The following is a 24187-nucleotide window of genomic DNA, read 5'->3' on the forward strand; positions in this document are numbered from 1 at the left end:
TGGAGGCCGCCATGAGCACCAGCACCGATCCCGCCGTCGACCGTCCCGCAGCCGAACGGCACGGCGCGAGGCGCCACGAGCAGGTCGCCTCTCGCCCCGAGCGGGCCACAGGTCCGGTCGTCCACACGCCCTGGGCCCGGGCCCTCGCCCTCGCTGTGGGAGCGGCGGCCATCGTCGTCGTCATCCTGCTCGCCTTCCTCTGGCCGACCGTGACCTCCACGGTCAAGGACGTCCCGATCGCGATCGCCGGCCCGTCCGCGCAGGTCAGCGCGGTGGAGAAGCAACTCCACGAGGCCGCCGGCGGCGCGTTCGCGATCACGAGCCTCAGCGACCGGCAGGCCGCCGTCGACGCTGTCCGGAAGCGTGACGTCTACGGGGCGATCGTCCTCGGGGACAGCCCGGAGGTGCTGACCGCCTCCGCCAACGGCGCGGCGATCACGCAGATCCTGAACCAGGTGGCGTCCACCCTCCAGGCGGCGGTCGACGCGCAGGCGCAGGCGGCCGTGCAGCAGGCCATCGCCGCGGGTCACGCGCCCGCGGGCACGAAGGCGCCGACCATCACCGTGAAGGTGACCGACGTCGTCCCGCTCGCCTCGACCGACTCGCGCGGCCTCGGGCTGGCGTCGTCGTCGTTCCCGCTCGTTCTGGGCGGGATGCTCGGCGGTGTGCTCATCTCCCTGCTCGTCGCCGGGAGCCGGCGCCGCCTCGGCGCCGTCGCGCTCTACGGGGTGGTCGGCGGGCTGGCGGTGACCGGCATCCTGCAGGGCTGGTTCGGCATCCTGCAGGGCGACTACGGGGTGAACGCGCTCGCCGTGGGGCTGGCGATGTTCGCGACCGCGGCCTTCGTGGTCGGCATGAACGCGCTGTTCGGCCGGGTCGGCGTCGCGATCGGCGCCGTACTGACCGTTCTGGTGGGCAACCCGCTGTCGGCCGCCGCGCAGCCGCTGCAATTCCTGGTCGGGCCGTGGGGTGCGATCGGGCAGTGGCTCGTGCCGGGCGCCTCGGTCACACTGCTGCGCGACCTGTCCTACTTCCCATCCGCGGACGCGTTCTTCCCGTGGCTCGTTCTGCTCGGCTGGGGCGCCGTCGGCGTGGTCGGCATGCTCGCCGGCCACTTCCGCAACCAGGAGGTCACCGAAGCGGCGGCCTAAGCTGGAGGGCATGCAGAAGCGCACACTCGGACGGACCGGACGCGACGTGTCGGTCATCGGTCTCGGCACCTGGCAGCTCGGAGCGGACTGGGGTGACGTCAGCGAGGCCGACGCGCTCGCCGTCCTCGACGCCGCGACGGACGCCGGGGTCACCTTCTTCGACACCGCCGACGTCTACGGCGACGGCCGCAGCGAGCAGCTCATCGGCCGGTACCGCGACTCCCGGCCCGACCTCCCGCTGACCATCGCGACCAAGATGGGTCGGCGCGAGGCGCAGGACCCGGCCAACTTCACGCTCGCGAAGTTCCGCGAGTGGACGGACCGCTCCAGGCGCAACCTCGGGATGGACACGCTCGACCTCGTCCAGCTCCACTGCCCGCCCACCCCGGTGTTCTCGAACGCGGCCGTGTACGACGCGCTCGACACCCTGGTGGAGGACGGCGCGATCGCGAACTACGGCGTCAGTGTCGAGACGTGCGCCGAGGCCCTCGAGGCCATCGCGCGACCCGGGACGGCGACCGTGCAGATCATCCTCAACGCGTTCCGGCTGAAGCCGCTCGACGAGGTGCTGCCGGCGGCGCGGGAGGCCGGCGTCGGCATCATCGCCCGTGTGCCGCTGGCCTCGGGGCTGCTGAGCGGCCGCTACTCGGAGTCCACGGAGTTCGCGGCCGACGATCACCGCAGCTACAACCGGCACGGCGAGGCGTTCGACGTGGGGGAGACGTTCTCCGGCGTCGACTACGCGGAGGGCGTGCGCGCGGCGCGGGAGTTCGCGGCGCTCGCCCCCGAGGGCGCGACGCCCGCGCAGGCGGCGCTCGCGTGGATCGTGGCGCAGGACGGCGTGAGCAGCGTCATCCCGGGCGCACGCTCGCCCGAGCAGGCGCGAACGAACGCCGCCGCGGCCGACGTCGCGCTCCCTACCGGCTTCGCCGACGCGGTCCGCGACCTCTACGACCACACCTTCCGCGCCACGACGCACCCGCGCTGGTGAAACGCGAGTAATCGCGGATATCCGTCGTCGGAATTCCGCGATTATTCACGTCTCGTCGCCAGGAGGTGTGAGAGGCGGGTGACGAGAGGGAGCGGGGTGCGGAGGTCGGCGGCGGTGACGCGGACGACGCGCCAGCCGAGGTCCTCGAGGTGCTCGCGCCGGTGGATGTCGCGGAACCAGACATCTCTGTCGACACGGTGGCCGTCACCCTCGTATTCGAGGATCACGCGCTCTAACGGGTACGCCCTATCCACGCGAGCGAGGAAGCTCCCATCGGGACGGTGGATCAAATAGTTCAGCCACGGCTCCGCGAGTCCCGCATCGAGGAGGATCAACCGCAGTCGCGTCTCGGCGGCCGACTCCGACCTCGTTCGGACGAGCGGCAGCGCAGCCCGCGCGGTCGCGATACCACGCCTCCCGGATGCGGTACCCACGATCTCCGTCAACGCTTCGGCCGTCGTCAGCGGGTGTCGGTAGCTCAGCAGCCAGTCCCCGACGGCGACGAGCGCGTCGCGGCCGAGGATGGCAGCCAGGTCCAGCCACGTCTGTTCGGGAGTGGTCAGCGGCAGGCCGCGAAAAGAGATCGTCCTCCAGGCTGAGAGCGTGTGGCCGACGACGGATGCCGCCTGCACGGCGCGACCGCCGGCGGGGACGCTCACATGGAGCCGGTCTCCGCGGGCTGCCGCCGGGAGGGGCGCTCCTAACAGCTCCGCCGCTGTCGTGTGGCTGAACGCGGCCCGCTCCTGCCGGTGCAGCAGGAAGGCGCGGCAGCGCGTCTCCAATCCCACGTCCCCGCCGGCGACGCGCACGCCCCTGATCGGGGTATGCAGGTCGCTCGCCCGGAGCCGTGCCGCCGACACGCCGCTCTCCAAGGCATCCCGTGTCCGGAACGCGCCCGAACTGAAATCCCGCCCTAACTCCGCTGCCCGTCTCCCCATTCCGCCACCCTGCCGGACCGGCTCGGATCCCGCTCTCGTTCTCCACAGCCGGCGACCGAGACGTGACCAAACGCGCAAAAGCTGTGGACGATTTCCGCGATTAGTCACCTTTCGGCGGCTAGGAGGGCTGGACGGGGACCGGCTCGGTGTCCGGGATGGGCGACGCGTCGCGGCCGCGCAGGTCGGGGTGCACCCGCCACGCGAGTGCGGGCACGAGGAAGCCGACGAACGCGAAAGCGCCCGCCGCCCAGAATGCGCCGACCGCACCGTGCGCGTCGATGAGGAAGCCCGCGAGCGCGGAGCCCAGCGCCGCGCCGATGAGCTGCCCCGTGCCGACCCAGCCGTAGGCCTCCGCTGTGTCGGAGAACTTGACGCTCGCCGACACGATCGCGAACAGCACCGCCAGGGCCGGGGCGATGCCGAGGCCGGCGACGATCAGCGTCAGCGACAGTCCCCACCACGACCACAGCATGAACGTGGAGATGACGACGCCGACGAACACGATCAGCATCCGGCGAGCCGTCGCCCACGGCCCGATCGGGACGTGCCCGAACGCGAGACCGCCGACCAGCGAGCCGAGCGACCAGATCGCCAGGACGATGCCGGCGAAGGGCGAGCCCTCGCCGAAGTTCGCCACGACCCCGGCCTCCACCGCCGCGCACGAGCCGATCAGCAGGAAGCCGACCACGGTCGCCAGCAGCACGGGAGGGCGCGCCAGCACCACCCCGAACCGCCGTTTGCTGCGCGGGATGCGCACCCGGCCGACCTCGGGCGAGGAGATGAACCAGGCGCCGCCGAGCAGCATGATCGCCACCGACATCAGGATGCCCTCGACCGTGCCGATCTGGGTGGAGACGAAGGTGATCGCGACCGGCCCCGCGATCCAGATGATCTCCTGCGCCGACGCGTCGAGCGAGAACAGCGGGGTGAGCTGCCGCGAGTTGACCATCTTCGGATAGATCGTCCGCACCGCCGGCTGGATGGGCGGCATGCTGAGCCCCGCGAAGAACGCGACCGCCATCGTCAGCTGGATGGGCAGGACGAAGACGCCGATGGCGGCGACGGCGGCCGAGCAGACCACGAGCGTCGTCCACAGCACCGTGCGCATGCCGAGTACGCCCATCAGCCGGCTGGTCATCGGGCCGGCGATCGCCTGCCCGATGCTCATCGCGCCGAGCACGAGCCCGGCCGCGCCGTAGGAGTGGTGGATGCGCTCGATGTGCAGCAGGAAGGCCAGCGAGAGCATCCCGAACGGGAAGCGCGCGGTGAGCTGCGCGGCGATGATCCGCGCGACGCCGGGCGTCTTCAGAAGGCTCGAGTAGCTGCTCACAGTCTTCTCACTCTATCGGTCCGGGAACGCGGCGGAAGGGTCGTGAAACCCATTCGAGGGGGTGTGGAAATGTGCATAACTTCTGCACATCTGTGGATGACACGCCCACTAGATATGGGGGCGTGGAAATGTCGGGACCCGGCTATATAGTGGTTCACGCGACAGGGGGCCGAGCCACTCCCGAGGGCGGCCGGAAGCCGTTCCCCGGGTGTTCACGAGGCCAGGGCGCATGGGACTTCGCCGCTCACCGGAGCGGCACCGTTGAGGTAAACAGAGGGAGAGACAGTGGCTATCACGGTTGTGAAGCGGAACGGCGAGCGCGAGCCGTACGACGCCAACAAGATCAATCTGGCCATCGAGCACGCGGCCGCCGGTCTGGACGAGAACATCACGTGGGTGACCCAGATCGCGAGCGAGCTGGAGCTGACCCTGTTCGACGGGATCACCACCCAACAGCTCGACGAGGCGGTCATCCAGGTCGCCCTCCAGAACGTCAAGGACGACCCGGCGTTCGACACCGTCGCCGCTCGCCTCCTCCTCAAGACGATCTACAAGCGCGTCCTCGGCGACTACGAGACCCTCGACGAGCTCACCGAGCTGCACACCTCGCACTTCCGCGCGTACGTCGAGCGCGGTGTCGCCGAGACCCTTCTCGACTCCCGCTTCACCACCCTCTTCGACCTCGACCGCCTGGCCGGCCACCTCGACCCCTCGCGCGACGAGCTGCTCAAGTACATCGGCGTCGTCACCCTCAACAACCGCTACGGCATCAAGGCCCGCAACGGCGACTCCCTCGAGGTGCCGCAGTACTTCTGGATGCGCATCGCGATGGGCCTCTCCCTCAACGAGGCCGACCCGACCGCGCACGCCCTCGCCTTCTACGACAAGATGTCGCGGCTCGAGTACCTGGCCGCGGGCTCCACGCTCGTCAACGCCGGAACGGCCTACCCGCAGCTCTCCAACTGCTTCGTCATGGAGATGCAGGACGACATCGAGCACATCGCCAAGTCGGTGCGCGACGTGATGTGGCTCACCAAGGGCACCGGCGGCATCGGCCTCGCCGTCACCAAGCTGCGCGCCCAGGGCTCGCCGATCCGCTCCAACAACACCACCTCCACCGGCCCGATCCCGTTCATGCACACGATCGACTCGGTGCTGCGCGCGGTCAGCCGCGGCGGCAAGAAGTTCGGCGCCCTGTGCTTCTACATGGAGAACTGGCACATGGACTTCCCGGAGTTCCTGGACCTGCGACAGAACTCGGGCGACCCGTACCGCCGCACCCGCACCGCCAACACCGCGGTGTGGATCAGCGACGAGTTCATGAAGCGGGTCCAGAACGACGAGGACTGGTACCTCTTCGACCCGCTGGAGGTCGCCGACCTCAACGAGCTCTACGGCAAGGCGTTCTCCGAGCGCTACGCCGAGTACGTCGCGATGGCCGAGGCCGGCGAGCTGCGCATGTTCAAGAAGATCAGTGCCCGGTCGCAGTTCAAGGACATCCTGATGAGCCTCCAGACCACCAGCCACCCGTGGCTGACCTGGAAGGACACCATCAACAACCGCGCCCTCAACAACAACACGGGCACGATCCACCTCTCCAACCTCTGCACCGAGATCACCCTTCCGCAGGACCGCGAGAACGTGTCGGTCTGCAACCTGGCCTCCATCAACCTGTCGCGTCACCTGATCGACGGCAAGATGGACTGGGAGCGTATCGAGGCGAGCGCCCGCCAGGCCGTCCGCCAGCTCGACAACCTGATCGACATCACCGTGTCGAGCGTCGACGAGGCCGACTTCTCCAACCAGCAGAACCGCGCGATCGGCCTCGGCGTCATGGGCTTCACCGACATCGTCGAGCGCCTCGGCTTCAGCTATGAGAGCGAGGAGGCGTACGCCCTGATCGACGAGATCATGGAGCACGTCTCGTACGCGGCCATCGACGAGAGCGCCGACCTGGCGCAGGAGCGCGGCGCGTACCCGAACTTCGAGGGCTCGCGCTGGTCGAAGGGCCTGGTGCCCTACGACTCGATCGCGCTGACGGAAGCCGACCGCGGCATCCCGATCACGGTCGACCGCACCATCCGCCTCGACTGGGACCGCCTGCGCGAGAAGGTCAAGGGCGGCATGCGCAACGCGACCCTGATGGCCATCGCGCCGACGGCCTCCATCGGCCTCGTCGCCGGCACCACCCCCGGCTTCGACCCGCAGTTCTCGCAGATCTTCAGCCGGTCGACCTCCTCGGGCAAGTTCCTCGAGGTCAACCGCAACCTGGTCGAGACGCTGCAGGAGCGCGGCATCTGGCAGGACGTCCGCGAGGCGATCCTGCGCTCGCAGGGCGACATCCAGGGCATCGCGGCGATCCCGGACGAGGTCAAGGCCACGTTCAAGACCAGCTTCCAGCTCTCGCCGTACGCCTTCATCGAGGTGGCGGCCCGCGCCCAGAAGTGGATCGACCAGGCGATCAGCCGCAACATGTACCTCGAGACGCGCGACCTCGGCGACATGATGGACATCTACTACGCCGCGTGGGAGAAGGGCGTCAAGACGACCTACTACCTGCACATGAAGCCGCGTCACCAGGCCGAGCAGTCGACCGTCAAGGTCAACAAGGCCGAGGAGATCTCCGGCGGCCGCACCGGCTTCGCCACGGTGGGCGCCGGCGCTCCGGCGGCGGCTCCCGCCGTCACCGAGACCGCTCCGGCGGCCGCTCCCGCCCGCCGCGGGTTCGGCTTCGGCGGCCTGACTTCGAACGCTCCGGCCTCCAACAGCGCCGCTGGGGGTGACAAGTAATGAACAGCACCAAGACCGAGGAATACTACGTGCCCGTCGACCCCATGGACGACCTGCAGTGCGAGTCCTGCCAGTAGTCCGCCGCCACCGCCGAGAGAGATAGAAGAGAGACACACATGGGCATCCTGGGAACGGGAATCGAGGAGGGCCTCCTCCTCAAGCCGGTGAAGTACCAGTGGGCGATGGACCTCTACGACCAGGCCGTCGCGAACACCTGGTTCCCCAACGAGATCCAGCTCGGCGAGGACATCGCCGACTTCAAGCGGATGACCGACGAGGAGCGCCACGCGGTCACCTTCCTGATGAGCTACTTCAACCCGAACGAGCTCCTGGTGAACAAGGCGCTGGCCTTCGGCGTCTACCCCTACATCAACGCGGCCGAGGCGCACCTCTACCTCGCCAAACAGATGTGGGAGGAGGCCAACCACTGCATGTCGTTCGAGTACGTCCTCGAGACGTTCCCGATCGACCGCGAGCAGGCCTACAACTCGCACGTCGACATCCCGTCGATGGCGCGCAAGGAGGAGTTCGAGGTCGGCTTCATCAAGCGGATGACCGAGCAGACGCTCGACATCACGACGACCGAGGGCAAGCAGGACTTCATCCGCAACCTCGTGGCGTACAACGTGATCCTCGAGGGCATCTGGTTCTACTCGGGCTTCATGGTGGCGCTGTCGTTCCGCCAGCGGAACCTGCTGCGCAACTTCGGCTCGCTGATCGACTGGGTGGTCCGCGACGAGTCGCTGCACCTCAAGTTCGGCATCAACCTCATCCTGACGGTGCTGGAGGAGAACCCCGACCTGCAGACTCCGGAGTTCGCGAACGAGATCCGCCAGATGATCCTCGACGCCGTCGAGATGGAGGAGCAGTACAACCGCGACCTCCTGCCCGGCGGCATCCTGGGCCTCAACGCCAACTACATCAACCAGTACGTCCGCTACCTGGCCGACCGCCGCCTGGAGGAGCTGGGCTTCGAGGCCGAGTACAAGGTCTCCAACCCGGCCAAGTGGATGGCGACCGCCAACGACACGCTCGAGCTGGTCAACTTCTTCGAGTCGACCAACACCTCGTACGAGTCGAACGCGAAGGCGTCGAGCGGTCACTGATATGGCGATGCGGAACTCTCCGCTGATGCGGAACTCTCCGCTGATAACGGCCGCCGCGCTGGACGCCGCTTCCGGGACCGAGTCCCTGTGGAGCGGCGCCGGCCGGCGGCGGTCGACATTGCGGGTGCTCGATGTGCGCTGGAAGCTCGGCGGCCCTCCCGGGGCCGAGGAGTTCGCGAAGGGGCACATTCCCGGAGCGGTATACGTCGACCTGGACACCGAGCTGGCCGGGCACGGCGCGCCCACGGACGGCCGGCATCCGCTGCCCGACATCGACGCGTTCCAGGCGTCCGCGCGCCGCTGGGGCGTGAACGACGGGGACAGCGTGGTCGTCTACGACGATGTCTCCGGCACGTCGGCGGCCCGGTTGTGGTGGTTGCTGCGCCACGCTGGTTTCGAGGATGTGCGCGTGCTCGACGGCGGGTTGGCCGCGTGGGTCGCGTTCGGCGGCGGCCTCGACACAGGCACTCATGTTCCGATTCCCGGGACCGTGGAGCTCGTCTACGGCTCGCTCCCGACGCTCGATGCGGACGCCGCGGCAGCGCTCCCGGCGAGCGGGGTGCTGCTCGACGCGCGAGCGGGCGAACGGTTCCGCGGCGAGGTCGAGCCCGTCGATCCGCGCGCGGGGCACATCCCCGGCGCCGTGAGCGCTCCGACCTCCGACACCATCGGGCCGGACGGCCGGATGCTGAGCCCCGAGCGGCTCGCCGCCCGGTTCGCCGAGCTCGGTGTGATCGCGGGCACTCCGACGGGCGTCTACTGCGGCTCCGGCGTGACCGCCGCGCACACCGCCCTCGCGATGGAGGCCGCCGGACTGCCGGTCCCGGCGCTGTATCCCGGCTCGTTCTCCGCCTGGTCGAACGACCCGGCACGACCCGTCGCCGTGGGCGAAGCGTAATACGTCGACACAGCCCGTGCGCTTCCCAGCGCACGGGCCTATCGTTCCTGCATGACCGCGCTCGACCTCATCCCCGCCTCCGCCCCCGGGAACCTCCCGCTGGGCGAGGTGTGCGACTCGGCGGCGGCGCTCATCGGCAACACCCCGATCGTCGAGCTGCACGCCCTGCCGTCCGGGCTCGACGTGCGCGTCCTGGTCAAGCTGGAGGGCCGCAACCCCGGCGGCTCGTCCAAGGACCGCATCGCACTCAACATGATCCGCACCGCGGAGGCGGCCGGCGCGCTCGCCCCCGGCGCCGCCATCGTGGAGGCCACCAGCGGCAACACCGGCATCGGACTCGCCCTGATCGGCCGGCTGACCGGTCACCCGGTCGTCATCGTGCACTCCTCCGACATCTCGGAGGAGAAGCGCAAGGTTCTCGCGGCCTACGGCGCCCGCCTGGTGGAGGCCGACTGGGAGGCCGGCCCCGACGACCCCGCCAACCCGCGCGCCGTCGCCGACCGGATCGCGGCCGAGACCCCCGGCGCCTGGCGTCCCGCCCAGTTCGCGAACACCGCGAACCCCGAGGCGCACTACCGTGGCACCGGCCCGGAGATCTGGCGGCAGACCGCCGGCCGGGTCACCCACTTCGTGGCCGCGATCGGCACCGGCGGCACCGTGAGCGGCACCGGACGCTACCTCAAGGAGGTCAGCGGCGGCGCGGTCGAGGTGCACGGCGCGAACCCGGCCGGCTCGACCTACGACGGCGGCGCGGCCGGCCGCATCCTGGTCGACGGCGTGGGGACCGCGTGGCCGCGCGAGTTCTGGCCGCAGACCTTCGATCCGGGGGTGGTGGACGAGGTGCACACGGTCGAGGATGGTGTGGTCTACCGCACGCTTCGCCGGCTCGCCGCCGAGGAGGCGCTGCTGCTCGGACCGTCGTCGGCGCTGGCCGTCGCCGCGGCCCTCCGGGTGGCACGGGAGGCCCGGCCGGGATCGGTCGTCGTGGCGATCGCGCCGGACGGCGGGACCAACTACCTGACCAAGGCGTACGACGCGGACTGGCTGACCGCTGCGGGCGTCGGCGTCGACTGACCGGCAGCCAGGCCACCGGCCGGCGCACCGCGACGGAACCGCGCAACACGACCGCACAACACGACCGCACAACACGACCGCACAACACGACCGAACGAAACGACGGCCGATCATCCGGCCACGGACAGCAGGGAACGCATGGCACTCCTCCACTTCGGCTGGTTCCTCGGCGCGGGCTTCGGCGTCCAGGGCTGGGGCGACCCGACCTACGGCGTCGGCTACGACTGGAAGCAGCCGCCGATCTACCAGGACGCCGCGCGCGCCTTCGAGGGCGCCGGCTTCGACCTCTTCATCATCGAGGACGGCGTGGCCGTGCCCGACACTTACGGCGGCTCGGCCGAGGTGAACCTCGCCGCGGCGCGGTTCGTCCCCAAGCACGACCCGCTGCCGCTCGTGCCGTACCTGCTCGGGGCGACCTCCCGGCTCGGGGTCGTGCCGACCCTGAGCGCGAGCTTCTACGAGCCGTTCACCGCCGCCCGCCTGCTCAGCACGCTGCAGCACTTCGCCGGCGGCCGGCTCGGATTCAACGTCGTGACCAGCGGATCCGACCTCGCCGCGCAGAACTACGGACTCGACAAGCAGGTCGAGCACGACCTCCGCTACGACCGCGCCGACGAGTGGGTGGAGGTCGTCCGCAAGCTCTGGCGGAGCTGGGAGCCCGACGCGATCGTGGAGGACGCCGCGGCCGGTGTCTTCGCCGACCACCGCAAGGTTCACACCATCGACCACGAGGGCCGGTTCTTCCGGGTCCGCGGGCCGCTCAACACCGCGCCCGCGGCGGAGGACCCGGTCATGGTGCAGGCGGGCGCGTCCGGCCGTGGCCGCGACTTCGCCGGCAAGAACTCGGACGTGGTGCTGGCGCTGGCCTCCACCCCCGAGCGGATGCGGGAATATCGCGACAGCATCCGGGAGGTGGCGGTGCAGCACGGCCGTCCGGCCGACGCCGTGAAGGTGCTGTTCGTCGTGCAGCCGATCCTCACCGCGAACGCCGAGGAGACCGCGAGCGTGCGGGCCGCTCGCGCAGAGCTGACGCAGGCCGCGATCGACGAGCAGTTGCAGTCGATCAGCTACCTGACCGGAGTCGACTTCAAGACCTTCGACCTCGACGCTCCGCTGCCGGAGATCACCACCAACAGCAACCGCGGCACCCTGGACAACTTCGTGTCCTCCGCCCCGGCCGGCTCCACTCTGCGGGAGATCCTGCAGACCCGTGCGAAGAAGGACGGCCTCGCCGTCATCGGCACGGCCGACGAGGTCGCCGACCACCTGGGCGAGCTGGGGGAGGCCGTCGGCGGTGACGGGTTCCTCTTCACCGGCCAGGTGCACCCGGCCAACGTCCACCGCACGCTCGACCCGCTGGTGCCGGCGCTGCGGAGGCGCGGACTGATCCGCACCGAGCTCGGCGACGGCGGCCTGCGGCAGAACCTGGCCGATTTCTGACATGCGCACCGTCCGGTTCGGCGCCCAGGCGCCGTCGGTCTCCGACATCGTGGCGGTCGCGGAGGGCGCTCCCGTCGAGGTCGACGCGGACGCCCGGGCGACGATCGCGGCCTCCCGCGCGGTGGTCGACCGCGCGATCGCGTCGGGGAGCCGGTCTACGGGCTGAACCGCCGGCTCGGCGCCGGACGGGACGACGCCGTGGAGGCCGACGAGCTGGCGTCCTTCCAGCGCCGCACCATCGCGAACCACCGCGGCGGGATCGGTGAGCCGCTCACCGGGACAGAGGCGCGCGCGGTGGTGGCCGCCCGGCTCGCCGGGTTCACGCGCGGGGGAGCGGGCGTGCGGCCGGAGCTCGCGGACGCGTACGCGGCGCTGTTGAACGCCGGTGTGACGCCGCGCATCCCGTCGCGCGGCTCGGTGGGAGCGGCGGACCTGACCGCGCTGGCGGAGGTCGCCGCCGTCGTCATGGGCACCGGCACGGTGCTGCGCGACGGCGAGCCGGTGGCGGCCGCCGAGGCGCTGGAGGCCGCAGGCCTGACGCCGATCGACCTCGCACCGCACGAGGCGCTCGCGGCCCTCAGCGCGAATGCGCTGAGCGTGGGGGTGGGCTCGCTCGCCGCCGTCGCAGCCCGGCAGCTCGCGGAGGCCGCCGACCTGGTCGTCGCGCTGTCGCTGGAGGCAGTCGCCGCCCACGGACCCGCGGGCAACCTCAGTCCGTACGCGGAGGCCGTGGCCGAGGCGCGCGGAGGCGAAGGCCAGCGCGCGTCGGCGCACGCGATCCGCGCCGCGCTGGCGGGCAGCGCCCTGGAGGCGCCGGATCGCTCCGTCAGCGTCCAGGACCCGCTCGCCTTCCGGACCGCTCCGCAACTCCACGGTGCGTTCCGGGAGGCCGGCGCCCGGCTCCGGTCCGAACTGGAGGTCGAGCTCGCCGCGCGCTCCGAGAACCCCGTGGTCGACCTCCCGAGCGGCCGTCTGATCTCCGGGGGCAACTTCCAGGCGCTGCCGCTGGCGCTCGCGCTGGAGAACCTGCGCCTCGCGCTCGCTCACGTCGTGGAGGCCTCCGAGCGGCGCACCGCGGCCCTCTCGCTCGCGCTCGCGCCGTCGCGCCGCGACGGCCGCACCCGCGTGCCCGGCCTTCTGCTGTACGCCGCCGCAGACGCGGTGGCCGAGGTTCGCCAGCTCGCCGCGCCGGCCACGCTCGGCAGCTCGACGCTGTCCGGCGTGGAGGACCACGCGACCTACGCGCCCCTGGCGCTCCGCCTCCTGCGGCGCTCGCTCTCGCTGACCAGCGAGGTGCTGGCGATCGAGGCGCTGCACGCCGCCGACCTGCTCGGAGTCCTCGCCGCGGCGCCGACGGGCGCGGGCACGCGGCCGCTCGCCGACGCGCTCACCGCAGCGCTCAGCGCTGACGCGGCTCCCGCCGCCGCCCTCGTCGCGGAGACGACGCACCACCTCCTCGGCTGAGGCCGCCCCATTCGCCCCGAATATCGCGATCGGCGTCGCCTTTCCGCATCTTCGGCACGAATCGCGCCGCGCGGACGCCGCATCCGTTCGTGCCGAATGTCGCGATTGGCGTCGCCATTCCCCACTTTCGCGCCGAATCGCGCCCCGTGCTGACGCCGCCGACATTCGGCACGAATGTTGCTTTTGGCGTCGTGAATCGCTACATTCGTGCCGAATTGCGCGGGGCGCGGCGTGCTACAGGTCCTTGCGGAAGCCGAGGTACGACACCGCTTCCCAGTCGCCGTCGAGGTCGAAGAGGGGCGAGTAGCCCAGAGAGATGTACAGCGCCACCGCCTCCGGTTGGCGCGCGCCCGTGGTCAGCACGATCGTGCCGACGCCGCGGCGTGCCGCCTCCGCCTCCAGCTCGCGCATCACCCGCCGGGCGAGGCCCTGCCGGCGGAAACCTGAGTGCGTCCAGACCCGCTTGACCTCGACCGTGGCGTCGTCCTCCCGCATGAACGCGCCGCCCGCGACCGGGGTGCCGTCGTCGTCCACGAGCAGCAGGAAGGTCCCGCCCTGCTCGGCCGTGAAGCGCTCGGCGGGGTAGCGCGACAGCTCCGCCGAGGAGGGGATGCCGTCGTTGAATCCGTAGCGCTCGTCGTACTCGCGGGAGAGCTCCTCGACCAGCGGCGCGGCGAGCGGATCGTCGGGGCGCGTGACGACCACGCGGGCCATCGCGGCGAGACCGGATTGCGGTTGGATCACGACCCGACCCTAGCGCGGCCGGGCGCGCCGCGCGCATTCGGGGTCACGAAAGGTCTCAGACAACGGAATCCGCGCAAAGAAACACGAAATCTCTGCGAAACTTGCAGGAAAACTAGCGTTTCGCGCGCGATTTAGTATGCGTATAACGCCTGGGGCCTAGGGTATTCTCCCCTTACCCCTCCTGCACACCCTGCACCAGGAAGAAGGACAACTACCATCATGCGCATCCGTTCCGTGGCCCCCGTGGCCGCCCTCGCCGCCGTGGCCGCGCTCGCGCTGTCCGGCTGTGTCGACAACACCACCCCTCGTCGAGCGGCTCAGCGTCGAGCGCCGCGTCCGACGTGAAAAAGGACGACAGCCTCGCCAACAGCCTCCCGTCGAAGATCAAGTCGGCGGGCGTTCTGACCGTCGGCATGGACGACACCTACCCGCCCAACGAGTACAAGGACGACAACGGCAACCCCGCCGGCTGGGAGGTCGACTTCACCAACGCCATCGGGAAGAAGCTCGGCCTCAAGATCAACTACGCGATCGCCAAGTTCGACAACATCATCCCCAGCATCACCGGGGGCAAGGACGACTTCGGGATGTCCTCGTTCACCGACACCGTCGAGCGCGAGAAGCAGGTCGACTTCGTCAACTACTACAACGCCGGCATCCTGTGGGCGTCCGCCAAGGGCAAGAACGTCGACCCGGACAACGCCTGCGGTATGAAGGTCGCCGTCCAGTCGACCACCTTCGAGGACACCGACGAGGTCCCCGCCAAGTCGAAGGCCTGCACCGACAAGGGCAAGCCGGCCATCCAGGCCCTCCGCTACGACAACCAGGACGACGCCACCAACGCGGTCATCCTCGGCAAGGCGGACGCCCTCAGCGCCGACTCGCCCGTCACGCTGTACGCCGTGTCCAAGTCCAGCGGCAAGCTCCAGGCCGCGGGTAAGACCTTCGACGTCGCGCCCTACGGCATCCCGGTCGCCAAGAACTCCGACCTGACGCCGGTGCTGCAGAAGACCATCCAGGCGCTGATCGACGACGGCACCTACAAGAAGATCCTCGACAAGTGGGGCGTCGCCGACGGCGGCGTGACCAAGGCCGACCTCAACGCAGCCGCGAAGGGCTGACCTGATGTCGCAGGGCAATCCGGCCGGTCCGGCGACGGGGGCAGCCCCGTCGCCGGCCGGCGCCCCGCCGTCCGAGCCGATCAAGGCGATCAAGCTCCGCCACCCGTGGCGGATCGTGTTCGCGATCGTGCTCATCCTGCTGTTCGCCTGGTTCGTGATCGACGCCTCGCAGCGCTCCGCCTACGGCTGGCAGTACGTCGGCAAGTACGTCTTCGACAGGCGCATCAGTGCTGCTGCGCTCGTGACCCTCCAACTCACGATCTACTCGATGGTCATCGGCGTGATCCTGGGCCTCGTGCTGGCCGTCATGCGGCTCTCGCCGAACCCCGTCGTCAAGTCCGTCGCCTGGCTCTACCTCTGGATCTTCCGCGGCACCCCGGTGTACGTGCAGCTCGTGTTCTGGGGCCTGTTCTCGCTGATCTACCCGCACATCTTCCTCGGTGTGCCGTGGACGCACCTCGGCGTGACCTTCGACCTCGGCTTCATGCAGAACGCGTTCATCATCGCGATCGTCGGTCTGGCGCTCAACGAGGCCGCGTACATGGCCGAGATCGTGCGGGCCGGACTGCTGTCGGTGGACAGCGGCCAGGAGGAGGCGGCGACCGCGCTCGGCATGTCGTGGTGGCAGACGATGACCCGTATCGTCATCCCGCAGGCCATGCGCGTGATCATCCCGCCGACCGGCAACGAGGTCATCTCGATGCTGAAGACCACCTCGCTGGTCGCGGCGATCCCGCTCACCACCGACCTCTACGGTGTCGCCCGCGACATCTCGGCGGTCACCTACACTCCGATCCCGCTGCTGATCGTCGCCTCGCTGTGGTACCTGCTGTTCACCTCGATCCTGATGATCGGCCAGTACTTCCTCGAGAAGCGGTTCTCGCGCGGCGTCAACATGCGCCGTCCCGACAACAAGGAGCCGGCGCTCGCCACCGGCGCTCTGCCCGCCGCGGGCGCGCCCGACGGCAACGACCTGGGAGGCAAGGGATGACCGACGCGACGACACGGGACCAGAACGCTCGGGCCGGCGTGACGCCGATGGTCCTGGCCGAGGGCGTCTCCAAGAGCTTCGGCTCCAACGAGGTGCTCAAGTCCATCTCGCTGTCCGTCCGGCCGGGCGAGGTGCTCTGCATCATCGGCCCGTCCGGTTCGGGCAAGTCCACCTTCCTGCGCTGCATCAACCACCTGGAGCGTGTGGACGCCGGCCGGCTGTCGGTCGACGGCCAGGTGGTCGGCTACCGCCAGCACGGCGACAAGCTCTACGAGCTGAAGCCCAAGGAGGCCTCCCGCCAGCGCCGTGAGATCGGCATGGTGTTCCAGCGCTTCAACCTCTTCCCGCACATGACGGCCCTCGAGAACATCATCGAGGCGCCGATCCGGGTCAAGGGCCTGCCGAAGGCGCGCGCGGTGGAGCGGGCGAACGAGCTGCTCCTCCGGGTGGGGCTCGCCGACAAGGGCGACCACTACCCGTCGCAGCTCTCCGGCGGCCAGCAGCAGCGCGTGGCGATCGCCCGCGCGCTGGCGATGGACCCGAAGCTGATGCTCTTCGACGAGCCCACCTCGGCGCTCGACCCGGAGCTGGTGGGCGAAGTGCTCGACGTGATGAAGGGCCTGGCGGCCTCCGGCATGACGATGGTCGTCGTCACGCATGAGATGGGCTTCGCCCGCGAGGTCGCGGACGAGCTGGTCTTCATGGACGGCGGCGTCGTCGTGGAATCCGGCGACCCGCGTGAGGTGCTGGCCAACCCGCAGCACCAGCGCACGCAGGCGTTCCTGTCGAAGGTGCTGTAGCCCAGGAGCTGGACCTTGGAGCTCGCGGAGCGGGCGTCGTGACCGTCTGACAGAATCGTCGGATGGACAACGACGCCCGCTCTTCCCGTCCCGTCGTCTTCATCACCGGAGCGAGCCGTCCGGACAACATCGGGGCGGCGATCGCCCGCACTCTGGCGTCGCTCGGCTGGGACGTCGCGTTCGCCTTCTGGGACGACTACGACGCCGCGATGCCGTGGGGTGCGCCGGAGCGCGGCCACGACGCCTTCGCGGACGAGTTGCGCGCTTTCGGCGGCCGGGCCCTCCCGGTCGCGGTCGACCTCTCCCACCCCGAGGCGCCCGCGCGGGCAATTCAACGCGTCCGCGCCGGTCTCGGGCCGATCCAGGCGCTGGTCGCCAGCCACGCGCACTGGGTCGACAGCGGCCTCCTGGACACCAGCGTGGAGGCGTTCGACCGGCACTTCGCGGTCAACACCCGCGGGAGCTGGCTGCTGATCAAGGCGTTCGCCGAGCAGTTCGAGGCGCCGGCGGAGCCCGGCCCGGCGCTCGGCCGCATCGTCGCCCTGACCAGCGACCACACCGCGCATAACCTCCCGTACGGCGCCAGCAAGGGCGCGCTCGACCGCATCGTCATCGCCGCCGCCGTGGAACTCGCACACCTCGGCATCACCGCCAACCTGATCAACCCCGGCCCGATCGACACCGGCTGGATGACCCCCGACCTCGCGGAGGCGCTCGCGGCCGAGACAGCCCTCGGCCGCCTCGGCCGCCCCCAGGACACCGCCGACCTCGTCGCGTTCCTCGTGTCCCCATCCGGCGGCTGGATCAACGGCCAGCTCCTGCACTCCAACGGCGGCTTCCACCTCCCCGTCTAGCGCCCCGCAGCCATCGCTTCCTCACTTTCTCCCGCTCTTCACCGGCGTGTTGCGGGAGAAAGTGAGGAAGCGATGGCTGCTCAGCCGGTGAGGAGTTTGCGGAGGCGTTGGAGGGAGACGGTTTCGGCGGTGCCGAGGGACTGGGCGAAGAGGGAGACGCGGAATTCTTCGAGCATCCAGCGGGCGTGCGTCAGGTTCTCCGGCGCGTGCGGGGCGGGCGGGATGCGGCCTCCGGCCTCCGTGTAGAGCGCGGTCGCGGTCTCCACCTGGGTCTGCCAGGCGCGGTCGCGGCCGGGGTTGGTCGGCAGCGCCTGCATGCGCTGGGTGATCCCGTTGAGGTACCGGGGGAGGTGCCTGAGCTGCTCGAGACCGGTCGCCGAGACGAACCCCGAGTAGACCAGGCCGCCGAGCTGCGTCTTCGCGTCGTTGAGCGCCGACAGGTACGTCAGCGACGTCACGGCGCCGATCGCCTTCTCCGCGGCGCGCGCCGCGGTCAGGATGCGCGTGACGAGCGCGACCGTCTCGAACATCGAGTCCATCACGACGCCGGAGACGCGATCCCGCACCGCCTCGAATTCCGCCCGCATGAAGAGTTGGCCGTCCGGCTTCATCCGGTAAAGCACGGAGTCGATCACCGCGAGCAGGCAGTCGTCGAACAGCGCCTTCGTGTTCGGGTACGGGCTCGCGGCCAGCGTCAGCTTCTCGTTCGCGGTCAGGTGCTGCTGCACGTAGGCGACGGGCGACGGGATGCTCGCCAGCAGCAGCCTCCTGACCCCGCCGGGGAGGGCGCGCGCCTGTTCGGTCGGCGTCGACATCAGCCGGATGCTGACGCTCGCCCCGTCGTCCACCAGGGCGGGGTAGGCGCGAATGGTGTTGACCGTGCCGCCCGGGCCCTTCTGCGTGGTGTCCAGGTGGCGGGGGAGTTCGTCCAGGTCCCAGGTGGTGAGGTCCGAGCGCTCGATCGCGTCGGGCTGGCGCGCCTCTGCGACGCGGGCGACCGAGTCGCGCGCCCGGGAGCGCAGTCGTTCCTGCAGTGCCATCAGGTCCTTGCCGCCGGCGAGCGGGCGCCCGCGTTCGCCGATCACCTGGAACGTCGGCCGCAGGTGGGCGGGAAGCCGCTCCAGGTCGAAGTCGGCGCCGGTCACCCGGGAGCCGGTCTGCCGCGAGATGGTCGCGGCGAGGGTGTCGGCGAGGGAGGCCGCGGGGCGACGCCCGTCGTGGGCGTCCATCCCTGCAGCGCCGGAGAGCTCGCCGAGGAGCCGCTTCGCCCAGTCGGCCGCGGGCACGACCTGCCGCCGGATCGCCTTCGGGAGCGACTTGATCATGGCCGTCACGAGCTCGTGCCGGAGGCCGGGGACCTGCCAGTCGAAGCCGTCCGGCACGAGCCCGGCGAGCAGCGGCAGCGGCACCTGCACGGTGACGCCGTCGTCCTCCGCGCCAGGCTCGAAGCGGTAACGGAGGGTGAGCCGCTGGTCGCCCTGCCGCCACACCGGTGGGAAGGCCTCCTCGTCGATGCCGGCGGCGTCGTCTTCGAGCAGCGCCTCGGGGGTCATGGTGAGCAGATGGGGCGTCTCGGTGCGCGCCTTCTTCCACCAGCCCTCGAACGAACGGGTGGAGACCACGTCGGCGGGGATGCGCGCGTCGTAGAACTCGAACACGGCCTCGTCGTCGTTGAGGATGTCGCGGCGTCGGGTGCGCTCCTCCAGCTCGCGCAGCTCGGCGAGCAGTTTGCGGTTGGCCCGGTCGAAGGCCTGCCGCGAGTCCCATTCGCCGTCTACGAGCGCGTGCCGGATGAACAGTTCGCGCGAGAGTTCGGCGTCGATCCGGGCGTACTGCACGCGGCGGCGCGGGATGATCGGTACGCCGTAGAGGGTGACCCGCTCGTACGCGACGACCGCGCCCTGGCTCTTCTCCCAGTGCGGCTCGCTGTACTGCCGCTTGCACAGGTCGCCGGCGATCGGCTCGGCCCAGGCCGGGTCGATCGCGGCGTTCATCCGCGCGAACAGCCGGGAGGTCTCCACGAGCTCGGCGGACATGATCGCGTTCGGCTGTTTCTTGGCGAGCGCCGAGCCGGGGAAGATCACGAACCGCGCCTGGCGCGCGCCGAGGTACTCCGACTGCCGCTGGCCACGTGCCGAGCCCTTGTTGCCCGACTCTCTCGCGTCCTTGAGCCCGAGGTGCGACAGCAGCCCGGCCAGCAGCGAGCGGTGGATGCCGTCCGGGTTCACGCTCGGCTCGCCGATGGTGAGCTCCAGTGGCCGGGCGAGCTGGCGGAGCTGACGGTAGACGTCCTGCCACTCGCGCACGCGGAGGAAGTTGAGGTATTCGGCCTTGCACAGCCTCCGGAACGCGCTGGACGACAGTTCGCGCTGCTGCTCCTCCAGGTAGTTCCAGAGGTTGAGCAGGGTGAGGAAGTCGCTGGTCGGGTCGATGAAGCGGGCGTGCTTCTCGTCGGCGCTGCCGCGCTTCTCGACCGGGCGCTCGCGGACGTCCTGGATGGTCAGGCCGGCGACGATCGCCATGACCTCCCGGGAGGTGTTGTGCTGCTTCGACTCCACCACCATGCGGGCGAACCGCGGGTCGATCGGGAGGCGGGCGAGCTGGCGGCCGACCTTCGTCAGCTCGATGCCGCCACTGCGCGTCCCGTTGCGCGTCGCACCCAGCTCCGCCAGCAGATCCAGCCCGTCCTTGATGCCCCGCGAGTCCGGCGGCGTCAGGAACGGGAACGCGGCGATGTCGCCGAGCCCGAGCGAGATCATCTGCAGGATGACGGCCGCGAGGTTGGTGCGCAGGATCTCCGGTTCGGTGAACTCCGGCCGCTTCTCGAAGTCCTCCTGCGAGTACAGCCGGATGGCGATGCCGTCGCTGGTGCGGCCCGACCGGCCGGAGCGCTGGTTGGCGCTCGCCTGCGAGATCGCCTCGATGGGGAGGCGCTGCACCTTGGCGCGCGTGGAGTAGCGGCTGATGCGGGCGGTTCCCGCATCCACGACGTACTTGATGCCGGGGACGGTGAGGCTGGTCTCCGCCACGTTCGTCGCGAGCACCACCCGCCGCCGGACGCCCGGCATCGTGGACGGCTGGAAGACGCAGTGCTGCTCGGCGGAGGACAGCCTCCCGTACAGCGGCAGCACCTCGGTTCCGGGGAGGTTGCGGCCGCGGATCGCGTCGGCGGCGTCGCGGATCTCGTTCTCGCCGGAGAGGAAGACGAGCACGTCGCCCGGGGCCTCGCGGGCGAGCTCGTCCAGGGCGTCGTTGATGCCCTGGACGTAGTCGCGGTCGGCGGCGGGGACCGGATCCGGGTCGTCCTCGTCGGCCTCCATCGCCTCGGCGACCAGGGGCCGGTAGCGCAGCTCGACCGGGTAGGTGCGGCCGGAGACCTCCACGATCGGAGCGGGCGTGCCGTCCGCCGCCGCGAAGTGCGCGGCGAAGCTCTCCGGGTCGATGGTGGCGGAGGTGATGATCACCTTCAGGTCAGGACGCTTCGGCAGCAGCTCGCGGAGGTAGCCGAGCAGGAAGTCGATGTTGAGGCTGCGCTCGTGCGCCTCGTCGATGATGATCGTGTCGTATTTGCGCAGCAGCCGGTCGCGGTGCATCTCGTTGAGCAGGATGCCGTCGGTCATCAGCTTGATGCGGGTCGCGGCGGACACCCGGTCGGTGAAGCGCACCTGGTAGCCGACCAGGTCGCCGACGCTCTGGCCCAGCTCCTCCGCGATGCGCTCGGCTATCGTGCGCGCGGCGAGCCGCCGAGGCTGGGTGTGGCCGATGCTCTCCCGGCCGAGCTCGAGGCAGATCTTCGGCAACTGCGTGGTCTTGCCGGAGCCCGTCTCGCCGGCCACGATCACGACCTGGTTGTCGCGGATGGCGCGCGCGATGTCGTCCCGCTTCTGGCTGACGGGCAGCTCGGGCGGGAACACGATGCGGGGGAGGGCGACCGGTGCGGACATGAGCCCTCCAGTCTATCCGTCCGGCGCACGCTCACGGTCTCGCAGGACTCTTGTGCGCGCAGAGTACTTTGTGTTACAAAGTTGGCGTGAACGAGAATCTGCCGGGCGACGCGCGGGAGATGCGGGACCTCGTCGACGGCCGGCAGCGTCGGGTCAGCCGCGAATACCGCCTCCCCGTCATCTGGCTGTGCACCGTCTGGTCGGTGGCCTGGCTGGTCGGCTTCGTCGCCCTCTACCTCGCGCAGCTCGGCCTGTTCGACCCGGTCGTCGCCGGCGTCGTCTTCGGTGTGCTGATCGCCGGCTCGATCGTCGCCTCCGCCATGACCGGCTCGCGCAGCGGCGGTGGCGTGCGCGCGGACTCCCCGTTCGCCGGCACCGGCTACGGCGTCTCCTGGTCAGTATGCTCCGTCGCCTTCGCGCTGCTCGGCATCGGGATGATCGTGCAGGGGCTGGCGGGCGACTTCGCCGGTCCGGACCTTCTGCTCATGGCCGTGGCGGGCGGCGTGATCTTCGGCGCGGGCGCCGTCGTCACTCTCCGCACGGTGCGCGCCCCGGGCTCCCGGCGGCGGTGACCGGCGTGGACGAGCTGGACCCGGTCATCCACGCCGCCGCCCGCCTCAAGATCACGGCGACGCTGTCGACTGTCGCGGAGGGCGGCAGCATGTCGTTCCCGCGGCTGCAGGAACTGCTCGACCTCACGGCTGGCAACCTGGCCACGCATCTGCGGAAGCTGGAGGACGCCGGCTACGTGGAAGTCGAGAAGACGCACCGCGGACGCGTCCCGGTCACCTCCCTCTCGCTGACCACGACCGGGCGACGGGCGTTCGAGGACTACACGACGGCGCTGCGGTCGATCCTGGGGGCGTGAGGCGCCGGTCCCGGCCGCCCGCCGCAAACGGGGCATTGTGGCAGCCCGCACCGTGACGTAGGTTTCCCTCAACCCGACCGGGTTCGTCACCGTCGACGAAGGAGCCCACCATGCCTCACGGCTACGCCACCATGTCCGTCGCCAGCATCCTGGCCGAGACCGCGCACCGCATGCCCGACAACGTGGCGTTGATCTTCAACGGCCAGGAGATCGCCTACCGCGACCTCTGGGACCAGACCCGCCGTTACGCAGGAGCGCTGCGCGACCTGGGCGTCGGGCCAGGGGACCGGGTCGCCCTGATGATCCCGAACGTGCCCGATTTCCCGCGCGCGTACTACGCCGTACTCGCCCTCGGGGCGGTCGTCGTGCCCATCCACTCCCTCCTCAAAGCCGCGGAGATCGAGTACGTGCTGCGCGACTCGGAGTCGAAGCTGCTGATCTGCGCCGCGCCCCTGCTGGCCGAGGGGGCGAAGGGTGCGGCGCTCGCCGGAGTCGACCTCCTCTCGGTGCTCGTCCCCGACGAACTGCTCGAGCAACTCCCGTTCCCGCGACTGGACGAGGTGGCGGCCACCGCAGAGCCGATCGTCACCTACCTGCCGCGAGACCCGATCGACACGGCCACCATCCTGTACACGAGCGGAACGACGGGAAAGCCGAAGGGAGCCGAGGGCTGCCACTTCGCGCTGGTCGAGCAGGTCAACGTCCTGCTCGCCGGGACGTTCGACTTCGAGCCGACGGACCGCGTCCTCGGCTGCCTGCCGCTGTTCCACACCTTCGGGCAGACCTGCGTCATGAACATGGGCTTCCGCGCCGGCGCGGCGGTGGTGCTGGTACCGAAGTTCGACGGGGCGACGGCGCTGCAACTGCTCAACGCGCACGAGTGCACGATCATGACCGGCGTGCCGACCATGTACATCGCGCTGTTGGAGGCCGCCAAGACCAACCCGGAGCGCCCGCCCCTGCGCTACGGCCTGAGCGGCGGTGCGGCCCTCCCGGTCGCGGTCATCGAGCGGATGAAGGAGGTCTACGGCATCGACGTGCACGAGGGCTACGGCCTCACCGAGACGTCGCCGGTCGCCTCCTTCAACCACCGCGGCCGGCCGACGCGGGTCGGCACCGTCGGCCAGCCGATCTGGGGCGTCGACGTCGAGATCGCGGACCCGGAGGTGGACGACGCGATCCGGCTGCTTCCGCGAGGCGAGCTCGGCGAGATCGTGATCCGCGGCCACAACCTGATGAAGGGCTACCTCAACCTCCCGGAGGCGAACGCGGAGGCCGTGGTGGACGGCTGGTTCCGATCCGGCGATCTCGGCACGAAGAGCGACGACGACTACATCACGATCGTGGACCGCAAGAAGGACATGATCGTGCGCAACGGCTACAACGTGTACCCGCGCGAGGTGGAGGAGGCGCTCTCGACGCACCCCGCCGTCGCCCTGGTCGCGGTGTTCGGCGTCGCGCACGACACGCACGGCCAGGAGATCATGGCGGCGGTCACGCTGATGCCGGGCTCCGAGGCGACGGGCGACGAACTGGTCGTGTTCGTGCAGGAGCGGGTCGCGGCGTACAAGTACCCGCGGCGGGTGGAGATCCTGGAGGTGCTTCCGCTCGGTCCGAGCGGCAAGGTGCTCAAGCGCGAGCTGGTCGCCCGCTTCGAGTCGCAGACCCCGGTCGCGTAGGGGG

At 70.1% G+C, this 24187-nt stretch carries 20 protein-coding genes; 16 read left to right on the top strand and 4 right to left on the bottom strand.

What is annotated here, in order from left to right:
* The first annotated feature begins 11 nt into the window (after positions 1-11).
* A complete protein-coding gene (locus ACR5MH_RS00380) occupies positions 12-1151 on the top strand; it encodes an ABC transporter permease (protein ID WP_431349130.1) in 1140 nt (379 codons plus the stop codon).
* A gap of 10 nt (positions 1152-1161) precedes the next feature.
* Positions 1162-2142 carry an aldo/keto reductase gene (locus ACR5MH_RS00385; RefSeq protein ID WP_431349131.1) on the top strand — a complete coding sequence of 327 codons (981 nt, stop codon included), beginning with the start codon at positions 1162-1164 and terminating at the stop codon, positions 2140-2142.
* Positions 2143-2183: 41 nt separating this feature from the next.
* Here the strand turns inward: ACR5MH_RS00385 and ACR5MH_RS00390 are convergent, their stop codons facing one another.
* Complete coding sequence (locus ACR5MH_RS00390) at positions 2184-3002, bottom strand: hypothetical protein (RefSeq protein ID WP_431349132.1); 819 nt, start codon at positions 3000-3002, stop codon at positions 2184-2186.
* A gap of 196 nt (positions 3003-3198) precedes the next feature.
* Positions 3199-4410 (bottom strand): MFS transporter, encoded by a 1212-nt coding sequence (locus ACR5MH_RS00395; RefSeq protein ID WP_431349133.1) that lies wholly within the window; start codon positions 4408-4410, stop codon positions 3199-3201.
* Between the two features lie 285 nt (positions 4411-4695).
* Between ACR5MH_RS00395 and ACR5MH_RS00400 the strand changes: the two genes are divergently transcribed.
* The 7 genes from ACR5MH_RS00400 to ACR5MH_RS00430 all read left to right on the top strand — a co-directional run bounded on the left by ACR5MH_RS00400 (position 4696) and on the right by ACR5MH_RS00430 (position 13182).
* Positions 4696-7200, top strand: a complete 2505-nt coding sequence (locus tag ACR5MH_RS00400; RefSeq protein WP_433862148.1) for a ribonucleoside-diphosphate reductase subunit alpha — start codon at positions 4696-4698, stop codon at positions 7198-7200.
* A 116-nt stretch (positions 7201-7316) separates the two neighbouring features.
* Positions 7317-8306 (top strand): ribonucleotide-diphosphate reductase subunit beta, encoded by a 990-nt coding sequence (locus ACR5MH_RS00405; protein ID WP_345834361.1) that lies wholly within the window; start codon positions 7317-7319, stop codon positions 8304-8306.
* Between the two features lie 25 nt (positions 8307-8331).
* Entirely contained in the window at positions 8332-9204 is an 873-nt protein-coding gene (locus ACR5MH_RS00410) for a sulfurtransferase (protein ID WP_431349134.1), read from the top strand.
* A 51-nt stretch (positions 9205-9255) separates the two neighbouring features.
* Positions 9256-10278 (top strand): PLP-dependent cysteine synthase family protein, encoded by a 1023-nt coding sequence (locus ACR5MH_RS00415; RefSeq protein ID WP_431349135.1) that lies wholly within the window; start codon positions 9256-9258, stop codon positions 10276-10278.
* Between the two features lie 138 nt (positions 10279-10416).
* Complete coding sequence (locus ACR5MH_RS00420) at positions 10417-11718, top strand: NtaA/DmoA family FMN-dependent monooxygenase (RefSeq protein ID WP_431349136.1); 1302 nt, start codon at positions 10417-10419, stop codon at positions 11716-11718.
* A 1-nt stretch (position 11719) separates the two neighbouring features.
* Entirely contained in the window at positions 11720-11884 is a 165-nt protein-coding gene (locus tag ACR5MH_RS00425; protein ID WP_433862149.1) for a hypothetical protein, read from the top strand.
* Positions 11885-11916: 32 nt separating this feature from the next.
* Positions 11917-13182: an aromatic amino acid ammonia-lyase gene (locus ACR5MH_RS00430; RefSeq protein WP_433862150.1), complete on the top strand. Its 1266-nt coding sequence runs from the start codon at positions 11917-11919 to the stop codon at positions 13180-13182.
* Between the two features lie 234 nt (positions 13183-13416).
* Here ACR5MH_RS00430 and ACR5MH_RS00435 read toward each other — a convergent pair whose 3' ends face one another.
* Positions 13417-13926 (bottom strand): GNAT family N-acetyltransferase, encoded by a 510-nt coding sequence (locus ACR5MH_RS00435; RefSeq protein WP_431349138.1) that lies wholly within the window; start codon positions 13924-13926, stop codon positions 13417-13419.
* Between the two features lie 341 nt (positions 13927-14267).
* Here ACR5MH_RS00435 and ACR5MH_RS00440 point away from each other — a divergent pair, with 341 nt between their 5' ends.
* The 4 genes from ACR5MH_RS00440 (at position 14268) to ACR5MH_RS00455 (ending at position 17692) form a co-directional block, all read left to right on the top strand.
* Positions 14268-15047, top strand: coding sequence for an ABC transporter substrate-binding protein (locus ACR5MH_RS00440; protein ID WP_433862151.1), 780 nt, complete (start codon positions 14268-14270; stop codon positions 15045-15047).
* A gap of 4 nt (positions 15048-15051) precedes the next feature.
* Positions 15052-16038, top strand: a complete 987-nt coding sequence (locus tag ACR5MH_RS00445; protein WP_431349140.1) for an amino acid ABC transporter permease — start codon at positions 15052-15054, stop codon at positions 16036-16038.
* Between the two features lie 47 nt (positions 16039-16085).
* Positions 16086-16838, top strand: a complete 753-nt coding sequence (locus tag ACR5MH_RS00450; RefSeq protein WP_433862687.1) for an amino acid ABC transporter ATP-binding protein — start codon at positions 16086-16088, stop codon at positions 16836-16838.
* A gap of 62 nt (positions 16839-16900) precedes the next feature.
* The gene (locus ACR5MH_RS00455) at positions 16901-17692 is read left to right on the top strand and encodes an SDR family oxidoreductase (protein WP_431349142.1); all 792 of its coding nucleotides are present in this window, start codon (positions 16901-16903) and stop codon (positions 17690-17692) included.
* Positions 17693-17772: 80 nt separating this feature from the next.
* On the opposite strand, the gene hrpA is transcribed toward ACR5MH_RS00455, so the two are convergent.
* Positions 17773-21636, bottom strand: coding sequence for an ATP-dependent RNA helicase HrpA (gene hrpA / locus ACR5MH_RS00460; RefSeq protein ID WP_433862152.1), 3864 nt, complete (start codon positions 21634-21636; stop codon positions 17773-17775).
* 86 nt (positions 21637-21722) lie between these two features.
* On the opposite strand from hrpA, the gene ACR5MH_RS00465 reads away from it, so the two are divergent.
* From ACR5MH_RS00465 to ACR5MH_RS00475, 3 genes are all read left to right on the top strand, one after another.
* Positions 21723-22208 (top strand): hypothetical protein, encoded by a 486-nt coding sequence (locus ACR5MH_RS00465; protein ID WP_431349143.1) that lies wholly within the window; start codon positions 21723-21725, stop codon positions 22206-22208.
* Between the two features lie 5 nt (positions 22209-22213).
* The gene (locus tag ACR5MH_RS00470) at positions 22214-22504 is read left to right on the top strand and encodes a transcriptional regulator (RefSeq protein WP_431349144.1); all 291 of its coding nucleotides are present in this window, start codon (positions 22214-22216) and stop codon (positions 22502-22504) included.
* A 110-nt stretch (positions 22505-22614) separates the two neighbouring features.
* Positions 22615-24183 (top strand): long-chain-fatty-acid--CoA ligase, encoded by a 1569-nt coding sequence (locus ACR5MH_RS00475; RefSeq protein ID WP_431349145.1) that lies wholly within the window; start codon positions 22615-22617, stop codon positions 24181-24183.
* The last annotated feature ends 4 nt before the right edge of the window (positions 24184-24187 follow it).

This window comes from Streptomyces sp. L7 (assembly GCF_050990935.1).
Lineage (GTDB): Bacteria > Actinomycetota > Actinomycetes > Actinomycetales > Microbacteriaceae > Leifsonia.

What these genes read in the sequence shown, in the direction of transcription:
- ACR5MH_RS00455 (WP_431349142.1), top strand. Translation starts at nt 16,901, where the DNA reads ATGGACAACGACGCCCGCTCTTCCCGTCCCGTCGTCTTCATCACCGGA.
- hrpA (WP_433862152.1), bottom strand. Translation starts at nt 21,636, where the DNA reads ATGTCCGCACCGGTCGCCCTCCCCCGCATCGTGTTCCCGCCCGAGCTG.
- ACR5MH_RS00410 (WP_431349134.1), top strand. Translation starts at nt 8,332, where the DNA reads ATGCGGAACTCTCCGCTGATAACGGCCGCCGCGCTGGACGCCGCTTCC.
- ACR5MH_RS00385 (WP_431349131.1), top strand. Translation starts at nt 1,162, where the DNA reads ATGCAGAAGCGCACACTCGGACGGACCGGACGCGACGTGTCGGTCATC.
- ACR5MH_RS00450 (WP_433862687.1), top strand. Translation starts at nt 16,086, where the DNA reads ATGGTCCTGGCCGAGGGCGTCTCCAAGAGCTTCGGCTCCAACGAGGTG.
- ACR5MH_RS00420 (WP_431349136.1), top strand. Translation starts at nt 10,417, where the DNA reads ATGGCACTCCTCCACTTCGGCTGGTTCCTCGGCGCGGGCTTCGGCGTC.
- ACR5MH_RS00475 (WP_431349145.1), top strand. Translation starts at nt 22,615, where the DNA reads ATGCCTCACGGCTACGCCACCATGTCCGTCGCCAGCATCCTGGCCGAG.
- ACR5MH_RS00415 (WP_431349135.1), top strand. Translation starts at nt 9,256, where the DNA reads ATGACCGCGCTCGACCTCATCCCCGCCTCCGCCCCCGGGAACCTCCCG.
- ACR5MH_RS00380 (WP_431349130.1), top strand. Translation starts at nt 12, where the DNA reads ATGAGCACCAGCACCGATCCCGCCGTCGACCGTCCCGCAGCCGAACGG.
- ACR5MH_RS00445 (WP_431349140.1), top strand. Translation starts at nt 15,052, where the DNA reads ATGTCGCAGGGCAATCCGGCCGGTCCGGCGACGGGGGCAGCCCCGTCG.
- ACR5MH_RS00425 (WP_433862149.1), top strand. Translation starts at nt 11,720, where the DNA reads ATGCGCACCGTCCGGTTCGGCGCCCAGGCGCCGTCGGTCTCCGACATC.
- ACR5MH_RS00405 (WP_345834361.1), top strand. Translation starts at nt 7,317, where the DNA reads ATGGGCATCCTGGGAACGGGAATCGAGGAGGGCCTCCTCCTCAAGCCG.